Consider the following 21,607-nt stretch of genomic DNA (forward strand, 5'->3'; position numbering starts at 1 on the left):
AAGGAACGGGTTCAATGGCGCCTCCAGATAACAACGAGGTTTTGTCATGCCGAACATCCTGATCAAGGTGCCTACCGAAGCGTTCAATCCGACTCAGCGCCAACAACTGCTCCGCAGCGTGAGTGACGTGGCGATGGATAATGAACAGATGGGTGACGCCCCACAGCAGCGTGCTTTGTGCTGGGTGCTTATCGAAGAAGTCCAGGCAGATAATTGGCTGTGTGGAGGCGTGGGTCCTCATGCCCATGTTGTCCCCTGCATTGTCATGGTCAAGGTGCCTGCCGGCGTCCTTGATGCACCGATGCGCCAGCGCTACGTGCGTGGACTGCACGGAGCAATAAAATCGAGCCTTGCGCCGGACGATCAACGCCAATTGCTGACCTCAATACAAATCCAGGATGTGGTTGATGGCACGTGGGGGGCGAACGGTGATGTTTGGCAGTTGGCCGACTTCACCCGCGCGGCTGGATATGGACATCTCGCTCAGTAGGGTCATGGCATTCCCAAAAGAGCAACATTGTAGTCAGCATCGGGCCGCTTTCCTTGCTCCTTCTACCTTGATCGCCAAAACGCTGCAGGGCACCTGATACAGGACATGCTCCGTGGTACTGCCAAGCAGCTTGGCCACCCCTTGGTGATGGGTATTTCCCATGACGAAGACATCCGCTCGCGTATGCGCCGCAAAGTCGACCATCGCTTTGGTGGGCGGCCCCGCAATAAAGTGTTGGCGCTCAGGTGGCACGCCGTAGCGTTCAGCCAGGGCAACGAAGCACTTCTCAAGTGACCGCCGCACGTCGTTGCTGAAGCCTGGCATCGTCACGGCACCAGCACCTGCATCAGAGAAATGGGTGTGTGTCAGTTCATAGGCATACAGCAGGTGCACCTGAGCAGCACATTGCGCCGCCAATTCGTTCGCCGCCTGAATGATGCTGTCGTTGATTGCGCGGATCTGTCCCTCTGGATGCGATGGATCAACCGCGGCCACTATCACCCGAGGAAGCGGGCACCTGACTTCGCTGACCAGATGTACAGGCGTCGGACAATCGCGCAACAACTGCCAATCCAAAGGCGTGACGAATACGCGCTTGAGCGCTGATTCATGATGGACGTCCTTGATCACCAGGTCGGGCTGCATTTGAGCCACATGTTCAAGGATCTCTTGCAGCGGGTCGCGGGTCAAAGCAACTTCGGTGGTCACATTGATGCCCTTGCTGCGCATGAGTTCGGCCTCATCCGCCAACCACTGCTGGTTCTCCTGCCGGCAACGCTCATGCAGTTGTTCGCTGTTGCTCATTAACCGCATATGGTCGAAGTCTTCGATGAACACCGCGATATGCAGCGCTGCACCGGTGGCATCGGCCAGTGCGATTGCCCGCTCCATCGCTGGCGAGTGACGCATGGTTGAACCTGCGATCAGAAAGAGTTGTTGATACTTCCTCATGTGGCACCTCCAAACATTCTGGGTTATCCGCTAGCGCCCCCAGCACTGTCGTTTGTCCACCCTTGGCGATCTCTTAACGCGTCAACTAACTGGATCGACACTATTCAATATAGGCCTGCACTGCCGGCTTTAATACTTCGGAAAAAACGAACAACAAGCCACGAATAAACGATTTTTGTTGTTGCGACATGCCCGATAGCATGATCACTGACATTAGGCGAGTAATCGCGCCGCTCTGCATGAGTATCGACCAAACCTGGATAGTTGAATGACCGCCATCAGCGTCGGCCAGTCCTGGATGTGGGCCGCCTTCATCGGATTCGTTCTCGCCATGCTGGCGCTGGACCTTTTCGTCTTCGGCGGGCGCAAGGCGCATCGTGTTTCGGTGCGTGAAGCGCTGTCCTGGGTCATCGCCTGGAGCAGTTTGGCGTTGGTCTTCGCGGGGCTGCTCTGGTGGTATCTGCGCAGCCAGTTCGGCGCCGAAGTGGCCCAGCGTACAACGCTCGAATTCCTCACGGGCTATCTGATCGAGCAGTCGCTGTCGATCGACAACATGTTCGTTTTCGTGATGATCTTCGGCTATTTCGCCGTGCCGCCAGAGTTGCAGCGCCGCGTCCTGCTCTATGGCGTGCTCGGCGCCATCATCATGCGCGCCGGGATGATTTTCGCCGGTGCCTGGCTGGTGCAGGAGTTTGCCTGGCTGCTGTATGTCTTTGGCGCTTTCCTGGTTATCACCGGCGTCAAGATGCTGATCTTCGCCAACCAGCAACCCGATCTCGATAAAAACCCTTTGCTGTGCTGGCTACGTAGCCATTTGCGGATCACCGACGGCTTTCACGGCGAGCGCTTCTTCGTGCGCCAGAACGGCCTGCGCTGGGCGACGCCGATGTTCCTGGTGCTGGTCCTGATCGAGGCCAGTGACCTGGTGTTCGCGGTCGACAGCATCCCGGCGATCTTCGCCGTGACCACCGACCCCTTCATCGTCTTCACCTCGAACATTTTCGCCATCATGGGCCTGCGCGCACTGTATTTTCTGCTTGCCGACATGGCCTACCGTTTCCACTTGCTCAAATATGGCCTGGCCGTCGTACTGGTGTTCATCGGCAGCAAGATGCTGGTCGCGCCGTGGTGGCATCTGCCGGTCCAATGGTCGCTGGCCATGGTCGGCGGCATCCTGTTGATTTCGGTCCTGTTGAGCCTGGCTTTGACGCAGGGCAAAACCCGAGTTACGCCAGAGTAATGATGAATGTGAGGCGAGGGCGGGCCCAAGCGAGGTTGGCACGCCCCACGCTACCGTGCGAACTCTATTCGTCCACGCTGATGCCCGATCCCCCTAATTCGCTGGGGACATCCTTGAGCTTGGGCAGCCCATCTTTGATGGGCAGTCTGGTCTCCTGATAGTGGACGTGGACGCTTGGCGAATACGCGAGATCCGAGATCACCGCGGCATACACGTCGATGAGCCCCATTTCCGGGTGTTCGGTGAAGAGGTGCCCGCCACACTGCTTGCACCATTTGCGATAACTGCGCGGTGTCTTGTTGTAGGTGCCAATGCTCTCAGCACCCCGAGTGACTTGCACTGCCTCGGGTTTCCACAGTGTGAACGCGTTGACCGGCCCCGCTGACCAATGTCGACACGACTCGCAATGGCAATAGCCCATGGCGGCCGGTTCACCGCTGACGGTGAACTCGACCGCGCCGCAAAAACAACGGCCGTTGTAAGACTTTTCTATGCTCATGGAATGACTCCTTGATCAGTGGTTACGGCTGCCGCCGGAGTGGGGAGGGGCCGTCAACGTGTTAGCGGGCTTCACCCGTCAATGTAGTGCACCGCAGTTGCTGGCGTGCGTCGAACCTGCAGTTGGAAAATGTCAGGGCGCGCATAGTGCCCGGTGACGTCAAGCGTCCGCCGTGCTGGCGCCACGAGCGAGACATCGATGTCCGCATACACAATGCCCATCTCTCGGTGTAATGGGCCGGCCACGATGCGGCCTTGAGGGTTGACCACCACCGAGTCGCCGTCGTTGATCCACTCTTGCGGATCGGGAAACAGTTGCGCACGAGATGGGAAGTCATCAGGAATGTCGCTACCGCGCAACGACGTACCGCTGCCGAGCACCCAGCAACGGCCTTCGAGTGCAATGTGACGCATCGTGCTAATCCAGCCCTCGCCGGTGTCGTACGTGGGGGCGACGTAGATTTCCACGCCCTGTGCATACAAAGAATAGCGCGCCAGGGGCATGTAGTTTTCCCAACAGATGAGCGTACCGATGCGGCCGACGGGTGTATCGACCGTACGCAACCCCGACGCATCGCCGAAACCATGGACCATGCGCTCGGGGTTCGTTGGCATCAGCTTGCGATGGCGGTTCAGTACTTCGCCGTTGGTACCGATAACGACTACGCTGTTATATAGCGTGCCGCCTCCTTTATGCCGCTCGCATTCATTGATGCCGCACACGATTGTCACGGCGTGAGCGCTGGCGACCTCGCACAATTCCTTCAGGTCTCCGTTGGCGATATCAACGGCGTTCGCCAGCAGGCGCGTATGCAACTGGCCCATTGTCGCGCCGTCTTTTCCCGCCGCTAGCCGCCAGATCCACGACGGGTAACCGGGAATGAACGATTCGGGCAACACAATCAACGAGGCTCCCGCCTGCGCAGCTTCCGCGACCGATTGCACGGCTCGAGCGATCGTCGCGCTGCGATCGAGCAGCACTGGCGGGCGCTGAATGATGGCTATCTTGGTCATGACGTTCTCCTGTGGCGGTGGGCTATCGAGGAGTTCAGCGTGCGCGCGGCGACGTCGCGGGACTAGTTCAGAATCTGAAGCGTTGAGTTGCGGAGTACAGGCGATGGACGAAAGCTACGGTCAGTTCTGCACCGTCGCGCGCGGTGCTGAAGCACTGTGTGAGCGCTGGACGCCTTTGGTCGTGCGCGAGCTGCTATGCGGCAGTAAGCGCTTCAATGAATTGCGTCGAGGCGTACCCCGGATGTCCACCAGCTTGCTGGCACAGCGGTTGCGCCACTTGGAAGATATCGGTGTCGTACATCGCACGGCCACAGGCAACGTCTGGGAGTACAGCCTGACTGAGGCCGGCGAGGAGTTGCGCCCGATCATTATGGCGCTTGGCCATTGGGGCGCGCGTTGGATAGGCAGTCGCCTTCGCGATAACGAACTCGACGCGGGCTTGCTCATGTGGGACGTGCGCCGGTTCGCACGCATCGAGATGTTCCCGCCCAGGACAGTGGTCATCCATTTCAGATTCCGCGACGCGCGGGCCGGCGAGCAAGATTGGTGGCTGGTGGTCGAACACGGTGTGGCAGATCTGTGCCGCGACGATCCCGGACGCGAGCTCACCCTCGTCGTGGACTCTAGCGTGCGCGCGTTGACCGAGGTCTGGGCGGGCGACCGAACACCAAGGGAGGTTCTTCAGTCGCAAGAACTGCGTGTAGACGGGGCTGTACAGGATGCGCAAAACATATGGCGCTGGCTTGGCACGAGTGCGTTCGCCGGGACCCGCAGCGCTGCAATCGGGCCATTGCAATAGCCGTCGAGAAAAGCAAGCACTCGAACGTTCACTTCTGACCGATTTCTGCCTGTAGTATCGGGCAGCAATCGGCCAATAGCGGTCACTCAGGTAAACACGAATTCGCACCTTGAGCCGGGTAGCTCGCAGATCCTCATGTTGTAGAACAATACACCTAAGAATGTGATCGCCAGAGCCCACCGAGCTTGTCGACAATGACCAGAGCCACCCACTCTGCGTTTTCGCAGGCTATGGTTTGAAGTTGATATTGAAGTACCAACAGGCCAATTTAAAAGGCTTTTTTTGGCGCTGGACGTCGATACACGGAGCAATAAACATCTAGATTTCTGCATCCTCCAGCCTTTCTGGTGAAATGCGCGACCGGTTAAATCAGTTCAGATCAATCGTTTCCTTTGTGCCTGCTTTCTTCTCGGTAGGATAGATCTCGTACAGCCCGATCAATCCGCATAAAGACTCAATATGTCGTCATATTTGCCGCTCTGTTTGATCTGGTCGAGGGCCCGTTGCCATCGAGCCACTTCCGAACCAGGTGTGCTTTTGGACAGTGCTATGTATCCATCGGAGGTGAGGATCGTCACCGGCGTTAGACGCAATGCAGAGGCAGAGACCTTGGCTTCGGCCAGCTTATGTTGTAAGCCCCATATCGATGAAGCTACAAGCAGCACTCTGCCCGCTTGCAGCATCTTGAAGCAACCCGAATAGCTATTGCTACGGATGATGGCAGTAAAACCTTGGCTCACAAGGGCAGTATCATCCACGTTGTGGTTCAGCACACAGACGGGTAAATGGCGAGCATCAGATAGCGTATTGATTCCGGTTGGATGTTCGGCGCTTTCATATAGCCGATCCGTTTCGCTGGAAATCGGCCCTACCCAATTGACGGTCGATTCCCTGTCCGCCGTTCGGCTTACATTGAAAAAGGCAATGCCTTCGTTTTGTTGTACCAGCGCCAAGCCTCGAGCCAGTGGCACTTCGGTAATCTCCATAGGCTCGCCGAGCTCTGACAACAACGCTCGTACCAGCTCTAGGTAGAAGGCGCGCTTCCCACTATGTGGCACGCCGCGCAGGCTCCCGCTCGTACGGGACACCTCAAGGCCGGTACTGTGCGTCAATACCTGCCACTCATCGGCCAGAACATGGGATGAGCTGAAAGCCAGAATCGCGGCCAACATCCTCCTTTTCATACATCCCACTCGGGCTGCTCCTGTTCATCCTTCGAGTCACTATAAACGCGTCACCAGATGATTAAAGTGGACAGTGAGCATCGACAACTCGCCCTACGGTCATCGATTGGTGCCAGCGTTTTCAGGCACTCAGATTGGGCCTCCGATTCCCATCGAACGGCGACAGAATGCCAATGTCTTCTAACGGGTGCCATCTGAAGCCTCGTCTAATCTCGTCAGCAAGTGCAAACGGTCGGAGGGTATTTATTCAAAGAAATAGATTGTGCTTGAGCACGCGAGGACAAATTCGAGCCACCTTCAGAGGTTGGGTTAGCCAGTTGGACAGCATCATCCTTGAAGTTTGTCTTACACCAAGCGTAGCTGATCAAATCTTAGGTGCATTGAATGTAAAGCCTTCCTGAAACCTATCATTGACTGCCAGCCACGACTGGCAGCAATGGGTCGATTGGGGCCCTTCGTAACGGGCAGCTATCGGCCAAAGGCGACTGCCTGCCCTATTAATAAATCCGTCCCCCTTCGGTCCTATCATCGGGAAGTGACCTCTTTCGACGTAGCTGGCAATTTCTGTCAAGTGGCGCTATATTTTAGCCATATGGCAGAGGAGTGCGATCATGATTGCTGCAGGCAAAGAGTCCTATCCAATAGCGTACGACCCAATACGTCCGCTGCAATTGCTGTTCGGTGAGGGGAAAAAGCTCAAAGCCACCAGCGCATTTGAGCTTCACGCGCTCATGGAGAAAGGCTTTCCGTCGGACCTGGTCATCTCGTTTGTTCAATCGTACAGCCAGTTCCGTGACCATCACGTTTTTTCTAAGATCATTGGCCTGTCTGATCGTACGGTGCAGCGTCGGATCAAGAGTCCTGAGCCGCTGACCGCTGAACAAACAAACGGCACCTGGCGCTTGGCTACGGTGTTGAGCAAGGCTGAAGAAGTGTTGGGTGATCGTCAGCAAGCGGTTAATTGGATGACGTCGCCAGCAATGGGGCTTGAAGGGAAGGCGCCTATAGATCTTCTGACCACGCAAATGGGCTTCGAGCTTGTCGAGGACTTTTTGACGCGCATGGAGTATGGGGTGTATTCCTGATGACGATAGTGCCAGGCAATGGTGAGTTGTATTTGTGGCGTCTTGATCAGGAGAAGCATGCGTCCACCTGGTCGTCCGGTATAGGCGCTGAAATTGCCGGCGGCCGGTGGAACTCTAAAGGTTGCAAGGCTGTGTATTGCTCGGCGGATCCTTCCACGGCAATTCTTGAGGTGGCGGTGCATAAAGGCTTTCAGGCATTGGACACTGTCCCACACGTCTTGACGTGTGCCCGGGTAAAAAAAATCAAGTTGGTTCACCGGGTGATGCCGAACTCGGTACCGAATGCCAACTGGCTATTTCCAGGCTCCCCCGGCCGCGGCCAACAGCAGTTCGGTGACGGCCTCCTAGCTCAGCATCCCTTCGTATTGATACCTTCGGCGGTTTCTCGGCACAGCTGGAATGTGCTGATGAATCCCGCTGCTGCGCAGGATCTGTTTGAACTCGTTAGCCAAGAACAATTCGCTTTGGACACCAGGCTCAATCCTCCCTAGGTTGTGTCTGGCCGCTAGCCGTCACTCATCCATGGCGACTAACAGCCCCCTCACATCATCGTCACACAAGCGCTGCGGCAATCGCTCTGGAGCGCCAGGCATACGCCAACACCATCAGCAGCCCCAGACCCGCCATAGCCGCTCCGGCTAGGGAGATCGCTGGATAACCCAACCCGGCATTGATCACCGCGCCGCCCAGCGCCGCACCAATCGCGTTGCCGAAGTTGAACGCTCCGATGTTCACCGCAGAGGCCAAATTGGGCGCGTCCTTGGCCGCTTCCATGACGCGCATCTGTAGCGGCGGTACCAGGGCGAAGCTGGCGATACCCCATATCAAGATGGTCACAGCGGCCGGCAGCGGCCAACGCATCAGCACGGTGAACGCCAGCAAGACCAGAATCAGTACGCTCAGCGAAACGATCAGGGTGCGATCTATCGAGCGGTCGGCGGCCCTCCCGCCCCACATGTTGCCCAGCGTCAACCCCACACCGAACAGCACCAGCATGGCTGTGATGTAAGCGGTGGACGCGTGGGTCTCGCTGCTGAGGATGGGCGCGATGTAGGTGAAGACAGTAAACATTGCCCCCGAGCCGACTACGGTCAGGGCCAACGCCCCCAACACTGGGCCACGGCCCAGTGCCCGAATCTCGGCCAGTACACCGACGCTTTTCGGCGCCGGCAGGTTGGGCAGGGCGAACCACAACGCCGCCATGGCCACCACGCCGAGGCCGGTGATACCCCAGAATGCGGTGCGCCAGCCGAACAGTTCGCCAAACCAGGCGGCAAGCGGCACACCGCCGATGGTCGCCAGGGTCAGGCCCATGAACATTGCCGCAACCGCCCCGGCACGCTTCTCAGGGGCGACCACGCTGGCGGCGACGATCGAGCCAACGCCAAAGAACGCACCGTGGTTCAGCGAGGTCACCACCCTGGCGACCATGAGGCTGTAGTAATCGGTAGCCAGGGCTGACATCAGATTACCCAGGGTGAAAATCGCCATGAGTCCGATCAGCAGATAGCGCCGGGGAATCTTGCCGGTGGTCAGGGTCATCAGCGGCGCGCCGAGCAGTACGCCCAGGGCGTAAGCGCTGACCAACAGACCTGCGGCGGGAATGGAAACGCCGAGATCGGCAGCGATACCCGGCAACATGCCCATGGGGGCAAACTCGGTAACGCCAATGCCAAAGGCACCTATGGCGAGTGCGACTAGTGGTGGATTGATACGCATGGAAGGCTCCTTATCTATGCTGCCAATGCTACGATCCAGCCTTTTCAAGCGGTAGATAGCATTTTTGGCAATCACCTTTGCGTAAGGGGCACAAATGGACTTCAGCGGCAAGTCGGGTGAAATGGCCGTGTTCGCCACCGTGGCGCAGGAAGGCAGCCTGTCGGCCGCCTCGCGTGCATTGGGGCTGACACCCTCGGCGGTCAGTCGGATCATCGCGCGTACCGAGCAACGTCTTGGTACCCGCCTGCTGTTGCGAACCACCCGAGCGATCACCTTCACCGCAGAGGGCGAGGCGTTCCTGCGGGGCGCCCGACGGATCCTGGCCGACATGGCCGAGGTCGAAGAAGCCATCGCCGACCAGGGCGTACCAAGGGGCCGATTGCGGGTCAGCGCGGCCCTTGGCCATGGGCGGCTGGCCATCGTTCCCTTGGTGGCAGCATTCAGCGCTCGCTACCCGAACATCGTCGTCGACCTCACCCTCGGCGACGAAGTCGTCGACATTCTCGGCGGTCAGGCCGACGTGGCGGTACGCTTTGGCCATCTGCCGGACAGCCCGCTGACCGCCCGCAGGATCGGCGCCACCGGCCAGGTAGTGGTGGCATCGCCCGAGTATCTGCAGCGCCACGGCATCCCCGAGGAACCAGAAGACCTGCTACGGCACAACTGCCTACGCTTCAACTTCCGACGTGCAGAACCCAATTGGCCGTTCATCCGCGACGCACGTGAGTTTTCCCTGAAGGTCAGCGGCAACATCGAATGCAGCAGTGGTGAAGCGCTGGCACAACTCGCGCGAGTAGGTGCCGGCATTGCGCGTATCGGCGAATTCAGCGTGAGCGAGGATCTGCAACGCGGCGACCTGATACCGCTGCTGGAAGCCTGGAACCCAGGCGATCAGGAACCGATTCATGCGGTGTTCGTAGGGGGTTCGACAATGCCGGCGCGGGTGCGGTTGTTCGTGGATTTCTTGCTGGAACATCACCGGATGTGAGCGCTTGCGTCATCTGATCATTCAGGGGGCTCGTGATGCTGTTCGCGTTAAGCAAGTAGTGAGCAAAACATCGTTGGGCGCGCTATCAGGGGGGGGCCTTGAATGGAACAGTAGGGCGCCATTGCATTGGTGCCTCGTCTGCACGTCGTAAATGGCAGGTAATGGCCGTTTTCTGACCATTGTGAGGGGCAGAAAACGACCCAACGCTGCCGGTGGCGACAGGCAGCATTCGACTGTGGGTTCAACCGGTCGATGAAACCGATGATAATCCCGGCGATGCACCAGGAATCGCTGGATAAGTTTGTGTATTTGTTGAATATTCCACCATCCAGGCGCTATGGTCGGGCTCAATGTTCACGTCGATCACGGGTTGGCAATGCCGAGTATCTGCGCCACTGTCTTGCACTCAGCTTTTGAAACCGTGACCCCAAGCGATGATTAGTTCAGCGTGTTGTCAATTGTGGCGTTAGGAATATTCTTTATGGTGAGTTCCAGTTCATCCCAGTCGACGCAAGACTTCAGTCAAAACTTGCGCCTTCTCTGCGGATATTATAAATCGGTGGCGAAGGTGTGCCGCTCCCTTGATATCAACCGCCAGCAGTTCAACAAATACTTGGGGGCGCAGGCGACTCCTTCATCCTTTACCCTGCGCAAGATCTGCGCTTTTTTTGGGGTAGATGAGGAGGAGATATTCACCGAACATGAGGCCTTCCGCGCTTTGCTCAACAGGCAGCGCACGGGGCGAGAGCTTGACTGCGCGGTGCCAGCCGATTTTTTTCCGAGCTCCGCGCAGGCGTTGTCGAAGTATCAGGGTTATTACTTTGTCTATTTGATGTCGCCTTCCGCGCCGGGGGAGGTGATCAAGTCGATTACCCGCTTGACCCGCTCTGGCAACAAAATGCTGAGTAAAACCTACGAGCGGATGAGGTTGGGTGATGGTCAGCAAAAGAGTTTCGGTATCAATAAGTATCGGGGATTCTGCTTTGCCTCATCGGATCTGATTTACATCGTCGAGCGGGAGTACCTCTCGTCCCGGGGCTATATCTGGTCGGCGCTTTATCCCTCCTACCGCAGCCGTTTCCGTTTTCTCAACGGCTTGGTGCTGGGTGTTTCGGGTGACAATTTCCGCCGTCCTTTTGGTGCGCAGATTGTGTTTGAGCACTTGGGCGAGTTAATCGACCTGCGTAACGCGCTCACCAGTTGCGGCTGTTTTCCGATTGATGCCCCTGAGATTCCCGACGAGGTGAGGGCGCGGCTGCTGGTACGTCCATCAGAAGGTGAGTTCAACCTTGTCCCTCCGCTGTTTTAGCCTTTTTCTAAAAATAGACGCTAGGTGACGCTTTAGGGCGTCATTGCGCGTTATTTGCTTCTCGCTCGCGAAATTGAGTTGGCCGTGCACCAGATCAATAATGGCTTACACCACTCAAAAGTCAGTTTCGCTAACGGCCATTCACTTCATTCATTCCACTTTAATAAGTGCCTGTTTTTACAAGTGATCCGCTGCGCCTATCATAAAAATAAGAGGAACACCGATGAATGTAAAAAGAACATTGATTGCGGGGGTGATGGCGCTGTCCGTTACTGCGCCGTTGACCAGTGGTTTGGCGTGTGCGGCAAACAATACCTTGGTTGTCGCTGATAGAGCCTCTTTCAAGGATTGGGATCCGGCCTCGGCTTTTTCGGAAGAAGTGCGGGTGCTGGGCAATATCTACGAGACTCTAGTGGTATATAACGCGCCAGGCAGTGCGGAGGAGTTTTCCCCCGGGCTCGCCACGTCCTGGGAAAGCAGCAACAACGGCAAGACTTGGACCTTCAAGCTGCGGCAGGGCGTTAAATTTCATGACGGTTCGGCCTTTAATGCCGCAGCGGTCAAAAAGTCCATTGATTACGTCAAAGGGCTGAAACAGGGCGCTGCGTATGTATGGAAAAGTCTGGATACCGTCGAGGCCCTCGCTGACGATACGGTAGTGCTCAAGTTCAAGAGTCCCACGCCGGCCAATTTGATCGCAGCAGGTCAGTATGCGTCTTACATCATTGCCCCGGCAGCGGTCGATAAAGGGCATGACTGGATGATGGCTCCCAACGCCATCGGTACCGGTCCCTACAAGCTCGGGCAGGTCGAGCAGGGGCAGCAAGTGGTCCTTGAGCGGTTCGATGACTACTGGGGTGGCTGGAAGGAAGGGCAGTTTGATCGAGTCATCGTCAAGGTGGTGTCCGAAGCCGCCACTCGTACGCAAATGATAAAAAATGGCGAGGCCGGTGTCGCCTGGGATATCCCGCTCGATCAGCTCAAGCTGCTGGGGCAAGACCCCGCCATCACTGTGACCTCCGCGCCTTCGTGGAAGAACTACCAGTTCCTGATCAATACTCAAAAATACCCGACGGACAACCTGGCGTTCCGTCAGGCGCTGCAGTACCTCTGGGACTATGAAAGTGTCACCAAAGATGTTTTGCATGGCTACGGCAGTGTTCCCAAGGGGCCTCTACCTACCAGTATCTGGGGGCATGCCAGCGTGCCCATGGCCTCCTATGATCTTGACAAGGCCCGCCAGTTGCTCGAAGCCTCCGGAGTTCCCAAGCAGGACTGGAAGGTCTCGATACAGTACATCAGTGGCAAGGCGGACTACGCCAACGCGGCCGAACTGTTCCAGGCGACGGCGTCTCAGCTCGGCGTTGAGGTGGAGTTGCGCCCCGGCGAATGGGGCGTAATCTGGGATAAGGCGAAGAAACTGGAGACCGCCCCCAACATGCAGTCCATGGCTTGGTGGCCGGCTTATCCAACCCCTAGCGATTGGCTGTTCAGCGAGTTCCATACTGAGAAAACGACGCTGTTCAATCTTTCGCACTACAGCAACGCCAGCTTTGACCAGTTGATCGAAGAGGGGGCGGCACTAGAAGGCAGTGATCGGGCTCAGGCCACTGAAAAGTACGTGCAGGCACAACAGCAACTGATCAAGGACGCTCCTGCGATCTGGTACGCCGACCTGCAGCAGATTCGCGTCTCCCGCAAAGACATCGAGGGTATGCAGAGGAGCCTGAATCCTGCGTATGAGGCGATCTTCTACTATGGCTTGCGCCGTTAGTTGTGAATTTTCCGAGGTGAAGTTGCATTCGCCGCTTCACCTTTGATTCGCCACGCCACTGGATAAACCGGACATGTCAGTCAACTTTCCTGGTTGCTTCACCAAGGTTTGATAAACCTTGGTGGCTCCATGTTGGGCGCAATAATTCAGAGTCAAGTTCAGTTAGCCACAAGGGGTATACCAAATGGCGAAGTTTATAGCGCAGCGATTGATGATGATGTTCTTCATTCTTCTGGGAGTGTTGACCATCACCTTCGCGCTGAGCCGGGCTCTTCCCGGTTCGCCGGTAGAGATGATGCTGGGGAACCACCCCACGGCGGAGCAAATTGCTGTCGCGCGCACGGCGCTGGGGCTGGATAAGCCGATGCCGATCCAGTATTTGAATTACCTCGGTGATCTCTTCCAGGGCGATTTTGGTACCAGTTTGCGCACCGGGCGGCCGGTGCTGGAGGAAGTGACCAGGCGGGTTGGCGCGACTTTTGAACTGACATTCCTGGCGATGTTCTGGGTGGTGGTGCTGGGCGTTCCTATCGGTGTGATCTCCGCGGCGCGGCAGAACTCAGTGATCGACAATGCGGCACGAGCGGGGTCCATTGCCGGGATGGCGTTTCCAGTTTTCATCTTGGCCATGGGCTTGCAGTTGGTGTTCTACGGCAAACTCAACTGGCTGCCCCTGCAAGGCCGTATAGATGCTTCCATTCTTCTCGATACCCCCTTTGAACGCGTGACAGGCTTTTACCTGATCGACACTCTGCTGGCCGGTAATTTCGTAGCACTGTGGAGCGCGATCAAACACCTGACGTTACCCGTGCTCACCCTGGTCATCGTGACCTTGGCTACTGTCACCCGGATTACTCGCAACATGATGGTGGAGGTGCTATCGGAGGAGTACATCCGTACCGCCGTTTCTTACGGTGTACCCAAGTGGCGTATCCATTACGCCTATGCCCTGAAGGCGACAATGATTCCGCTCCTGACCGTGGTGGGCCTGACCTTCGGTTACCTACTTGGCGGTGCGGTAGTCGTTGAGTTCGTTTTCGATTGGCCTGGCCTGGGCGGCTTCGTGGTGTTTTCGATTGCCCAGAATGATTTCCCCGCCGTGATGGGAGCCACCCTGGTGTTGGCCACGGCGTATCTGTCGATCAACCTGATCGTTGATCTCTTGTATCACCTTGTTGATCCGAGGTTGCGAGTCCAATGAGTATCCAACACGTTTCCTTATCCATGCACTCGCGAGCCCCATCATGGCGTATCAAGACCCGGGCGTTTGCCAGCGATAACAAGTTGTTTGTATTCGGTGCACTGTTATTGCTCCTGATCATCCTGGCGGCACTCTTCGCCCCCTGGCTTGCGCCTTATGAACCGAACAAGATTGTCTTTTCCCAGAAATTGCTGGCACCCAACTGGGCACACTGGATGGGCACTGACGAGTTTGGTCGCGACATTCTTTCACGGGTGCTTTACGGCGCACGCACCTCGCTGATCATCGGAGTGACTGTGACTCTGATTGCGATGCTGATCGGCATTCCGATTGGGCTTGCTTCCGGTTACTTCGGTGGTCGAGTTGATACGCTGCTTATGCGTTTCTCAGATGTGTTCCTGGCCTTTCCGCCGCTGTTGTTGCCGATCGCTATCACTGCTGCGCTGGGATCGGGTTTGGCCAACGCCATGTTAGCGCTCGCTGTCTCCTGGTCTCCCTGGTACGCGAGGATCATGCGTGGTGCGGTAGTACGGGTTCGGTCAGAAACCTACATCCAGGCCGCCCGTTCCATGGGTGTCAGTCATGGCCGTATCCTGCTGCGCCACGTCCTGCCCAATGCCACCACGCCTGTGATCGTGCAGGGCTCCATGGACTTTGGTTACACCATTCTTGCGGCCGCCTCGCTGAGTTTTATCGGGTTGGGGGCCAAGCCACCCATGGTCGAGTGGGGGCTGATGGCTGCGTCGTCGCGCTCGCAGTTTCTGGAGAGTCCTTGGACGGTGCTGTTTCCAGGGCTGGCGATTTTTGTCCTGGTGTTGGCCGTAAACCTGGTGGGTGATGGTCTGCGCGATGTGCTCGATCCGAAAAAGGGGACTCGCTGATGATCGAACAATCCTTGCTACACCCTGCACTTGAGCCTCTCGTCGCTACGCATACCGATGCGGCTGAAGACCTTGTACTAGAAGTGGAAGGGCTAACCGTGTCCTTCCCTGGTTTGTTCCAAACCGTCAAAGCTGTACGGGGCATCGACCTGACAGTCAAGCGCGGCGAGATCCTTGGGCTGGTGGGTGAGTCGGGTTCGGGCAAGTCCATGACGGCGATGTCCTGCCTGGGATTGATGCCGGAGTCAGCCCGGCTGGAAGGGCGCATCAAGGTGGCGGGACAGCAGGTCAATGGCGCGTCGCAGTCACAACTGGCCGCATTGCGGGGTGGTGGTGCGGCGATGATCTTCCAGAATCCGATGAAGGCGCTCAACCCATTCTTCACTGTCGGGCGGCAGATGTGCGATGTGATCGGCTGCCATCGGTCGCTCGGCAAGGCACAAATCCGTGCGGAGGCTCAGAGCGCGCTGGAAGCGGTGAGCATGCCCGATCCCCATTTGGCGCTAAACAAATATCCGCACCAGATGTCGGGCGGTCAGCTGCAGCGGGTGGTGATCGCCATGGCGCTGGCCTGTCGGCCGAAATTGCTGATCGCCGATGAGCCGACCACCGCGCTGGATGTGACAGTGCAGGCTCAGATCATCGCCCTGCTGCGCAAGCTGGCACGGGAGCAGGAATTGGCAATTCTGTTTATCACCCACGACCTAGGTGTCGTGGCCTCGCTCTGCGACCGGGTGGCGGTGATGTATGCCGGAGAAGTCGTGGAGAGTGGCCCGGTGGGCCAGGTGTTCAAACGACCGGCACATCCTTACACCCTCAAGTTGATGGGGACCGTGCCCAAGTTGGGACAGGGTCGACAGTCCCTGGACTTCATCCCGGGGCAGGTGCCGAACATGGCGGCTCCGCCGGCAGGCTGCGCCTTCAATCCGCGCTGTGAGCGGGCCACCGGACGCTGCCATCAGGCTGCGCCGAGGGTGACCATCAGCAATGGACACTGGGCAGCTTGCCACAACACGTTAGTCACGGTGTGAGGCTTCTTTGAAAGGTAAACGGCTATGAATAACAACAAACAGCCCGCACTGCTGAGCGTTAATCAGCTGCACAAGACCTTCGCCACCAGCAGCGGACTGGTGACCGCCATCGACCGCATCAGCCTGGAGGTGCAGGTAGGTGAGACGGTCGCGTTGGTGGGGGAATCCGGTTGTGGCAAAAGTACGGTGGCCGCGACCTTGCTCGGTCTGCTGTCATCCGATAGTGGGCAAATTCTGGTAGAAGGTCAGCCGCTGCCCACTGATGCCAGGGCGCGGGGCCGGAGCTTGAGCATGGTGTTCCAGAATCCCTACGCCTCGCTGAACCCGAAAATGACGATCAAGGCGATTATTGCCGAGCCGCTGAAGGTTGCCTTTGGTTTGCGCGGTAGCGCCTTGCACGCGCGCATTCTCACGCTGCTTGGAAATGTGGGGATGGGCGAGGAGCACATGGAGCGCTACCCCCATGAATTCTCCGGTGGCCAGTTGCAGCGTATCGCTATCGCCCGGGCCCTAGCGCTGGAGTCAAAACTGCTGATCCTCGATGAGCCTACCGCGGCGCTGGACGTGTCGGTCCAAGCCCAGGTGCTGCAACTTCTCAAGGCGCTGCAGACCGACAATGGTCTTAGCTACCTGTTTATCAGTCACGACCTTGCGACGGTCGAGTATCTGGCGCAGCAGGTGCTGGTGATGTACTTGGGGCGCATCGTCGAGGCTGGGCCTGTGGAGCAGGTGTTCGGCCGACCTTGTCATCCCTACACTCGTGCGCTGCTCAATTCAGTGCCCTCCATCGACCCGGAACGCCGTGACCAGTTGCAAACCCTGAGTGGCGAGATCCCCAGCCCTTTGAACCGGCCTGCCGGGTGCCACTTCGCGCCCCGTTGCCCGAGGGTCAGTGAGCGTTGTCGCCGAGAGGTGCCAACCGAGACTGAGGTTCACGGCCACCGCTTTTCTTGCCACCACCCTCTGAACGATGAGAACTGAACCCTATGTACAATAAAAAAGACATGACCGCCCCCGGCATTGGTTATCAGGACTTAAGGCTGATGCAGGGCAATCCGCCGCCCCGGGAAAAGCAAGTCGGCCAGCATAACTGGGACAGCCCGCCCTATAACCGCTGGTCGTTCCAGCACATGAGCCAGCTGTTTCCGGTTGCCGCTATTCATCGCAGTCCCGGAACGGTTACCGAACTCGAGCGCAACGAACGCTCACTGGACGACATACATTTCCAGCGGGTCGACGGCGAGCAAACCGATCTGGCGACCTTCTTGACCGATAGCTATACCGATGGTTTTTTGGTGCTTCATCGAGGCAAGGTGGTTTCGGAACAGTATTTCAACGGTATGCAGCCGCACACCTTGCACCTATTGCAGTCCGTGTCCAAGAGCATCATTGGCGCCCTGGTGGGCAGGCTGATTGGTCAGGGCAGGATCGACCCTCACGCGCAGGTCAGCCACTATGTACCCGAGCTTTCGACAAGTGGTTATGGCGATGCACGCGTGCAGGATTTGCTCGATATGCGCACAGGGGTGAGATTCAGGGAGGACTACACCGACCTAGATGCCGAGTACATCCAGCTGGATATCGCTTCAGGCTGGCGGGAACGAGGGGAGAGCAAGTCACCTGATAGCATCTATGGTTTGTTGAAGTCGCTGGGCAAAGACCGTGAACATGGCCAGTTCTTTGAGTATCGCTCAGTGGATACCGATATGTTGGCTTGGGTCTGTGAGCGGGCCTGTGACGAACGGCTCCCAGTTTTACTCAGTCGGGAGATCTGGTCCAAGCTGGGCACGGAACAAGACGCGAGCGTCACCCTAGATGGTGTTGGCACTGCGTTGGCCGATGGCGGGATGAGCGCCACGCTGCGTGATTTGGCGCGCTTTGCCCAGATGTATCTTCAGGGTGGGCGTTTCAACGGCGAGCAAATTGTTCCAGAGGAGTTTGTGCGTGCATGCGGCCGTGGTTCCACACCGGCTTTTGAAGTCCTCTATGGCCACTATACCAAGCACTTTCCGGGTGCGGCTTATAGTAATCAGTGCTGGGTATTGGACAGTGGACAGGGTATCTATTCGGCGCGCGGAGTATTTGGGCAGAGTATCTATTGGGATCCGGCTTCTGAAGTGGCAATCGTAAAACTATCCAGTTGGCCGGACTTTATCAATCCAGAATGGACGGTGAATACCTTCCGTGCTTGTGCCGCGGTGGTTGAAGAGCTGCAACGCAGCTGACGCGGGAGTATGAATGAACGCGGCTTGTCAGGCACCTCCTAGCCTTGGTGAAGAGGTGCCATGTGCAACCTCGTTGTACTGAACATTTTGATACGACATTATTCATGGCCGTACCTGCGACACCACCCACCCCGACTGCTGCCCCCAACTCCTGCTCAATGCCTATGCGAATTCACGCTGCACTCAACTGAGCCAAACGATCATTGATCAGTGCTTGTTGCGAGCCGAAAAGTAGGCGTTGTGCGTTGAAAACACTAAGTTGCTATCCAGACCCAGTGGCTCGACAACGAACGGTCCTTGCTGCTGGAGCTGCGAATGGCCGCTCCTGGCCGACAGCTGCCCTTCGTGGGGTGCAGCAAACGCCCCATACTCCTCCACTGGGCCCCCCCTCAGTGCTTCGTTGTTTTCCATTCGTATCGCTCGTATGAACCCTTGGTACCTTCGATTATTTCGTCATCGTGAAACGAAAGATCTGTTCTTGCAGGCCGGTTTTGATCAATGCCGCCAATAGTTGGGTGGCAGGTGTCGGGTCGTCGCCACCGTTGTGCAGCACGTAGCCAAGGCTTGGCACGGGTGGCAGGCCAGGAACTACGGTGAGATGGCGCGGCAGTCCGATCCGGGTGCGAAGCGTCAGGCCCAATCCGGCGGTGACGGCCGCCCAGATTCCACCCACGCTGGGGCTGGTGAGGGCAATCCGCCAGGGTATGTGAGCAGCATCCAGCGCCAGGGTGGCAGCGCTGCGCATTACGCAAGGCGCGTCAAACATGATCAATGGCAACGGTGAGTCATCAAGGCCTGACGGCACTGGCGTATCGGGGGCTCCGATCCAGTGCATCTGGGTTTCGCCCAGGCGCGTGGCATAGGGCGACATGTGCCCGGTGTCCCAGGTCAGAGCCAGGTCCAGCTCTGCACTTTCGACCAGAGCAAGCAGCTCGGTGTTACGGGCGATCCGGACTTCGAGATTCACCCTTGGGTAAGTCCTGACGAAGCCTCGCAGGATATCGCTCAGAAAATGTTCCCCGAAGTCCTCTTGTAGCCCGAGGCGTATGGTCTCGGCGGTCTGGTTTTCGTGCAGCGTCTGGAAAATGCCGTCGTTCAGTTCCAGCAACCGGCGGGCATGGCTGAGCAGTGTTTCTCCCATGGGGGTCAAGACCAGCCCGCGACCGGATTTGGCCAGTACCGGCGTACCGACCTGTTCCTCGAGTTTCTTCAATTGAGCGCTTACGGCAGACGTCGATCGACCGAGCCGATCCGCCGCTTTGGCAAAACTGTTGTACTCCACGCCGGTAACGAAGGTGCGCAATACGTCAAGATCGAAGGTTGGACGGCGCATTCAATAGTCCACTAATTCAGGATGATTGCTGCAATTAAATCTGATATTCGGAATTGTTGCGACTTGATAGTTTTCTCCCGTCAATTGGGACATCAGGGGAAATCATCATGAGTGCATCGAAGGTCACTGGGCGGGAACAGCAGGGCAACTACCCGCAGAAGTTTGCCGAACTGACTGACAACGTATTGTTTGGCGACATCTGGACACGTCCGCAATTGAGGCCCCGCGAACGCAGTCTGGCGACGGTGGCCGCGCTGGTGGCGATGTACCGGCTTGAGCAATTGCCGTTCCATTTTCAACGTGCACTCGATAACGGTTTGAGTGTCGACGAACTGTCCGAAGTCATCACCCACCTGGCGTTTTATTCCGGTTGGCCGACGGCTGCCTCGGCACTGAACGTGCTTAGTGAGCTTCAAGCTCGTCTTCCAGAACATCAGGAGTAGCCGTTGATGCCGTTTGCACGAATTTCACTGCACCGCGGGAAGTCGGCCGAGTATCTACAGGCATTGTCTGCAGGTTTGCACGACGCCTTGGTCGAGAGCTTCGAAGTACCGAAGACAGATCGTTTCCAGGCCATTCACCAGCATGAGGTCGGCGAGCTGATATTTGATCCCCACTACCTTGGCGGGCCGCGCAGCCATGACTTTGTGCTCATCGCGATTACCGCAGGCCGTCCTCGAAGTGTCGGGACCAAACAGCGGTTTTACCGCGATCTGGTTGAAAAATTGGGGCGGGCGACGGGCCTGAACGCGGAGGATGTCATGGTAGTAATCACCACTACGGCCGGCGATGAGTGGTCGTTTGGAGGAGGGCGGGGTAACTAGCGGGCGCATTCACCAGATCTGCGAGCGAAAGGCGGTCTTTGAACTCCCCCGGAGATTGCGCCGCTTGGCCTTCGAGACCGACTGCACCGACGTCCACTACTCAGGCGGTGATTTACCGAGCGAAATGGACGCCGGCTGATAGCTTGAGAAAGCCTACGCGACGTTCATGGTCTTGTGAGTATCGATCAAATGCTGCACCACACCCGGGTCGGCCAGGGTCGAGATGTCACCCAAGCCATCGTACTCAGCCGTGGCAATCTTGCGCAGGATCCGGCGCATGATTTTCCCCGAACGGGTTTTCGGCAGTCCTGGCGCCCACTGGATGACATCCGGCGAGGCGATCGGACCGATCTCCTTGCGCACCCAGTTCTTCAGTTCCAGGCGCAACGCTTCGTTCGGCTCTTCGCCACCGTTGAGGGTGACGTAGACATAGATCCCCTGGCCCTTGATGTCGTGCGGCACGCCGACTACCGCGGCCTCAGCGACTTTCGGGTGGGCGACCATCGCGCTTTCGATTTCGGCGGTGCCCATGCGGTGGCCGGAGACGTTGAGCACGTCATCCACCCGGCCGGTGATCCACCAGTAGCCGTCTTCGTCGCGACGAGCACCGTCGCCGGTGAAGTACATGCCGCGGAAGGTCTTGAAGTAGGTGTCGACAAAACGGTCATGGTCGCCGTACAAGGTACGGGCCTGGCCTGGCCACGAGTCGAGGATCACCAGGTTGCCTTCGGCCGCACCCTCGATGATGTTGCCCAGGTTATCCACCAGCGCCGGCACCACGCCGAAGAATGGACGCGCCGCAGAGCCTGGCTTGAGGGCGTGAGCGCCCGGCAGCGGGCTCATCAGGGTGGCGCCGGTTTCGGTCTGCCACCAGGTGTCGACGATCGGGCAACGCGATTGTCCGACGTTCTTGTAGTACCAGTCCCAAGCTTCTGGGTTGATCGGCTCGCCCACCGAACCCAACAGGCGCAGGCTGCTGCCATCGGTGCCTTCGCAGGCGGCAGTGCCGGAGGCCATCATCGCGCGGATCGCGGTCGGCGCGGTGTAGAGGATATTGACCT

The 21,607-nt window shown here is 57.7% G+C and carries 22 protein-coding genes; 15 read left to right on the top strand and 7 right to left on the bottom strand.

The features are described from left to right. Positions 1 to 46: 46 nt before the first annotated feature. The gene (locus CKW24_RS15960) at positions 47 to 490 is read left to right on the top strand and encodes a tautomerase family protein (protein ID WP_095169143.1); all 444 of its coding nucleotides are present in this window, start codon (positions 47 to 49) and stop codon (positions 488 to 490) included. 33 nt (positions 491 to 523) lie between these two features. On the opposite strand, the gene CKW24_RS15965 is transcribed toward CKW24_RS15960, so the two are convergent. Beyond that, positions 524 to 1,441 carry a universal stress protein gene (locus tag CKW24_RS15965; RefSeq protein WP_095169144.1) on the bottom strand — a complete coding sequence of 306 codons (918 nt, stop codon included), beginning with the start codon at positions 1,439 to 1,441 and terminating at the stop codon, positions 524 to 526. A gap of 268 nt (positions 1,442 to 1,709) precedes the next feature. On the opposite strand from CKW24_RS15965, the gene CKW24_RS15970 reads away from it, so the two are divergent. Further along, a complete protein-coding gene (locus CKW24_RS15970; RefSeq protein WP_095169145.1) occupies positions 1,710 to 2,681 on the top strand; it encodes a TerC family protein in 972 nt (323 codons plus the stop codon). Positions 2,682 to 2,745: 64 nt separating this feature from the next. Here CKW24_RS15970 and CKW24_RS15975 read toward each other — a convergent pair whose 3' ends face one another. Both CKW24_RS15975 and CKW24_RS15980 read right to left on the bottom strand, forming a co-directional pair. After that, on the bottom strand, positions 2,746 to 3,180 hold the full coding sequence (locus CKW24_RS15975; protein ID WP_095169146.1) for a GFA family protein: 435 nt from the start codon (positions 3,178 to 3,180) through the stop codon (positions 2,746 to 2,748). 71 nt (positions 3,181 to 3,251) lie between these two features. Beyond that, the gene (locus tag CKW24_RS15980) at positions 3,252 to 4,193 is read right to left on the bottom strand and encodes a carbon-nitrogen hydrolase family protein (RefSeq protein WP_095169147.1); all 942 of its coding nucleotides are present in this window, start codon (positions 4,191 to 4,193) and stop codon (positions 3,252 to 3,254) included. Positions 4,194 to 4,296: 103 nt separating this feature from the next. Between CKW24_RS15980 and CKW24_RS15985 the strand changes: the two genes are divergently transcribed. After that, a complete protein-coding gene (locus CKW24_RS15985) occupies positions 4,297 to 4,992 on the top strand; it encodes a helix-turn-helix domain-containing protein (protein ID WP_095169148.1) in 696 nt (231 codons plus the stop codon). A gap of 437 nt (positions 4,993 to 5,429) precedes the next feature. Here the strand turns inward: CKW24_RS15985 and CKW24_RS15990 are convergent, their stop codons facing one another. Next, positions 5,430 to 6,161, bottom strand: coding sequence for an ABC transporter substrate-binding protein (locus CKW24_RS15990; protein ID WP_159987301.1), 732 nt, complete (start codon positions 6,159 to 6,161; stop codon positions 5,430 to 5,432). A gap of 626 nt (positions 6,162 to 6,787) precedes the next feature. Between CKW24_RS15990 and CKW24_RS15995 the strand changes: the two genes are divergently transcribed. Both CKW24_RS15995 and CKW24_RS16000 read left to right on the top strand, forming a co-directional pair. Next, positions 6,788 to 7,261 carry an antitoxin Xre/MbcA/ParS toxin-binding domain-containing protein gene (locus CKW24_RS15995; protein WP_095169150.1) on the top strand — a complete coding sequence of 158 codons (474 nt, stop codon included), beginning with the start codon at positions 6,788 to 6,790 and terminating at the stop codon, positions 7,259 to 7,261. Continuing rightward, a complete protein-coding gene (locus CKW24_RS16000; RefSeq protein WP_095169151.1) occupies positions 7,261 to 7,752 on the top strand; it encodes an RES family NAD+ phosphorylase in 492 nt (163 codons plus the stop codon). The genes CKW24_RS15995 and CKW24_RS16000 overlap by 1 nt, the downstream gene beginning before the upstream one ends. 61 nt (positions 7,753 to 7,813) lie before the next feature. Here the strand turns inward: CKW24_RS16000 and CKW24_RS16005 are convergent, their stop codons facing one another. Beyond that, the gene (locus CKW24_RS16005; RefSeq protein WP_095169152.1) at positions 7,814 to 8,980 is read right to left on the bottom strand and encodes an MFS transporter; all 1,167 of its coding nucleotides are present in this window, start codon (positions 8,978 to 8,980) and stop codon (positions 7,814 to 7,816) included. A gap of 94 nt (positions 8,981 to 9,074) precedes the next feature. Between CKW24_RS16005 and CKW24_RS16010 the strand changes: the two genes are divergently transcribed. From CKW24_RS16010 to CKW24_RS16045, 8 genes are all read left to right on the top strand, one after another. Then, positions 9,075 to 9,968 carry a LysR family transcriptional regulator gene (locus CKW24_RS16010; RefSeq protein WP_095169153.1) on the top strand — a complete coding sequence of 298 codons (894 nt, stop codon included), beginning with the start codon at positions 9,075 to 9,077 and terminating at the stop codon, positions 9,966 to 9,968. A 481-nt stretch (positions 9,969 to 10,449) separates the two neighbouring features. Then, complete coding sequence (locus tag CKW24_RS16015) at positions 10,450 to 11,277, top strand: helix-turn-helix transcriptional regulator (protein ID WP_095169154.1); 828 nt, start codon at positions 10,450 to 10,452, stop codon at positions 11,275 to 11,277. 223 nt (positions 11,278 to 11,500) lie between these two features. Beyond that, positions 11,501 to 13,051 carry an ABC transporter substrate-binding protein gene (locus CKW24_RS16020; protein WP_095169155.1) on the top strand — a complete coding sequence of 517 codons (1,551 nt, stop codon included), beginning with the start codon at positions 11,501 to 11,503 and terminating at the stop codon, positions 13,049 to 13,051. Positions 13,052 to 13,235: 184 nt separating this feature from the next. Then, a complete protein-coding gene (locus CKW24_RS16025; protein WP_095169156.1) occupies positions 13,236 to 14,252 on the top strand; it encodes an ABC transporter permease in 1,017 nt (338 codons plus the stop codon). Then, positions 14,249 to 15,133, top strand: coding sequence for an ABC transporter permease (locus CKW24_RS16030; RefSeq protein WP_095169157.1), 885 nt, complete (start codon positions 14,249 to 14,251; stop codon positions 15,131 to 15,133). The genes CKW24_RS16025 and CKW24_RS16030 overlap by 4 nt, the downstream gene beginning before the upstream one ends. Next, positions 15,133 to 16,164, top strand: coding sequence for an ABC transporter ATP-binding protein (locus tag CKW24_RS16035; protein ID WP_095169158.1), 1,032 nt, complete (start codon positions 15,133 to 15,135; stop codon positions 16,162 to 16,164). Before CKW24_RS16030 ends, CKW24_RS16035 begins: the two co-directional genes overlap by 1 nt. Positions 16,165 to 16,188: 24 nt before the next feature. After that, positions 16,189 to 17,145, top strand: coding sequence for an ABC transporter ATP-binding protein (locus CKW24_RS16040; protein WP_095169159.1), 957 nt, complete (start codon positions 16,189 to 16,191; stop codon positions 17,143 to 17,145). 5 nt (positions 17,146 to 17,150) lie between these two features. Then, entirely contained in the window at positions 17,151 to 18,389 is a 1,239-nt protein-coding gene (locus CKW24_RS16045; RefSeq protein ID WP_095169160.1) for a serine hydrolase, read from the top strand. A gap of 445 nt (positions 18,390 to 18,834) precedes the next feature. Here CKW24_RS16045 and CKW24_RS16055 read toward each other — a convergent pair whose 3' ends face one another. Further along, positions 18,835 to 19,722 carry a LysR substrate-binding domain-containing protein gene (locus CKW24_RS16055; RefSeq protein WP_095169162.1) on the bottom strand — a complete coding sequence of 296 codons (888 nt, stop codon included), beginning with the start codon at positions 19,720 to 19,722 and terminating at the stop codon, positions 18,835 to 18,837. A 107-nt stretch (positions 19,723 to 19,829) separates the two neighbouring features. Here CKW24_RS16055 and CKW24_RS16060 point away from each other — a divergent pair, with 107 nt between their 5' ends. Together CKW24_RS16060 and CKW24_RS16065 are read left to right on the top strand one after the other, a co-directional pair. After that, positions 19,830 to 20,165: a carboxymuconolactone decarboxylase family protein gene (locus CKW24_RS16060; protein ID WP_095169163.1), complete on the top strand. Its 336-nt coding sequence runs from the start codon at positions 19,830 to 19,832 to the stop codon at positions 20,163 to 20,165. Between the two features lie 6 nt (positions 20,166 to 20,171). Then, on the top strand, positions 20,172 to 20,546 hold the full coding sequence (locus tag CKW24_RS16065) for a tautomerase family protein (RefSeq protein WP_095169164.1): 375 nt from the start codon (positions 20,172 to 20,174) through the stop codon (positions 20,544 to 20,546). Between the two features lie 153 nt (positions 20,547 to 20,699). On the opposite strand, the gene CKW24_RS16070 is transcribed toward CKW24_RS16065, so the two are convergent. Further along, positions 20,700 to 21,607, bottom strand: a 908-nt coding sequence (locus tag CKW24_RS16070) for an AMP-binding protein (RefSeq protein WP_143501215.1), incomplete at its 5' end; no start/stop codon positions are given.

The sequence above is a fragment of the Pseudomonas sp. Irchel 3H3 genome, assembly GCF_900187635.1.
Taxonomy (GTDB): Bacteria; Pseudomonadota; Gammaproteobacteria; order Pseudomonadales; family Pseudomonadaceae; genus Aquipseudomonas.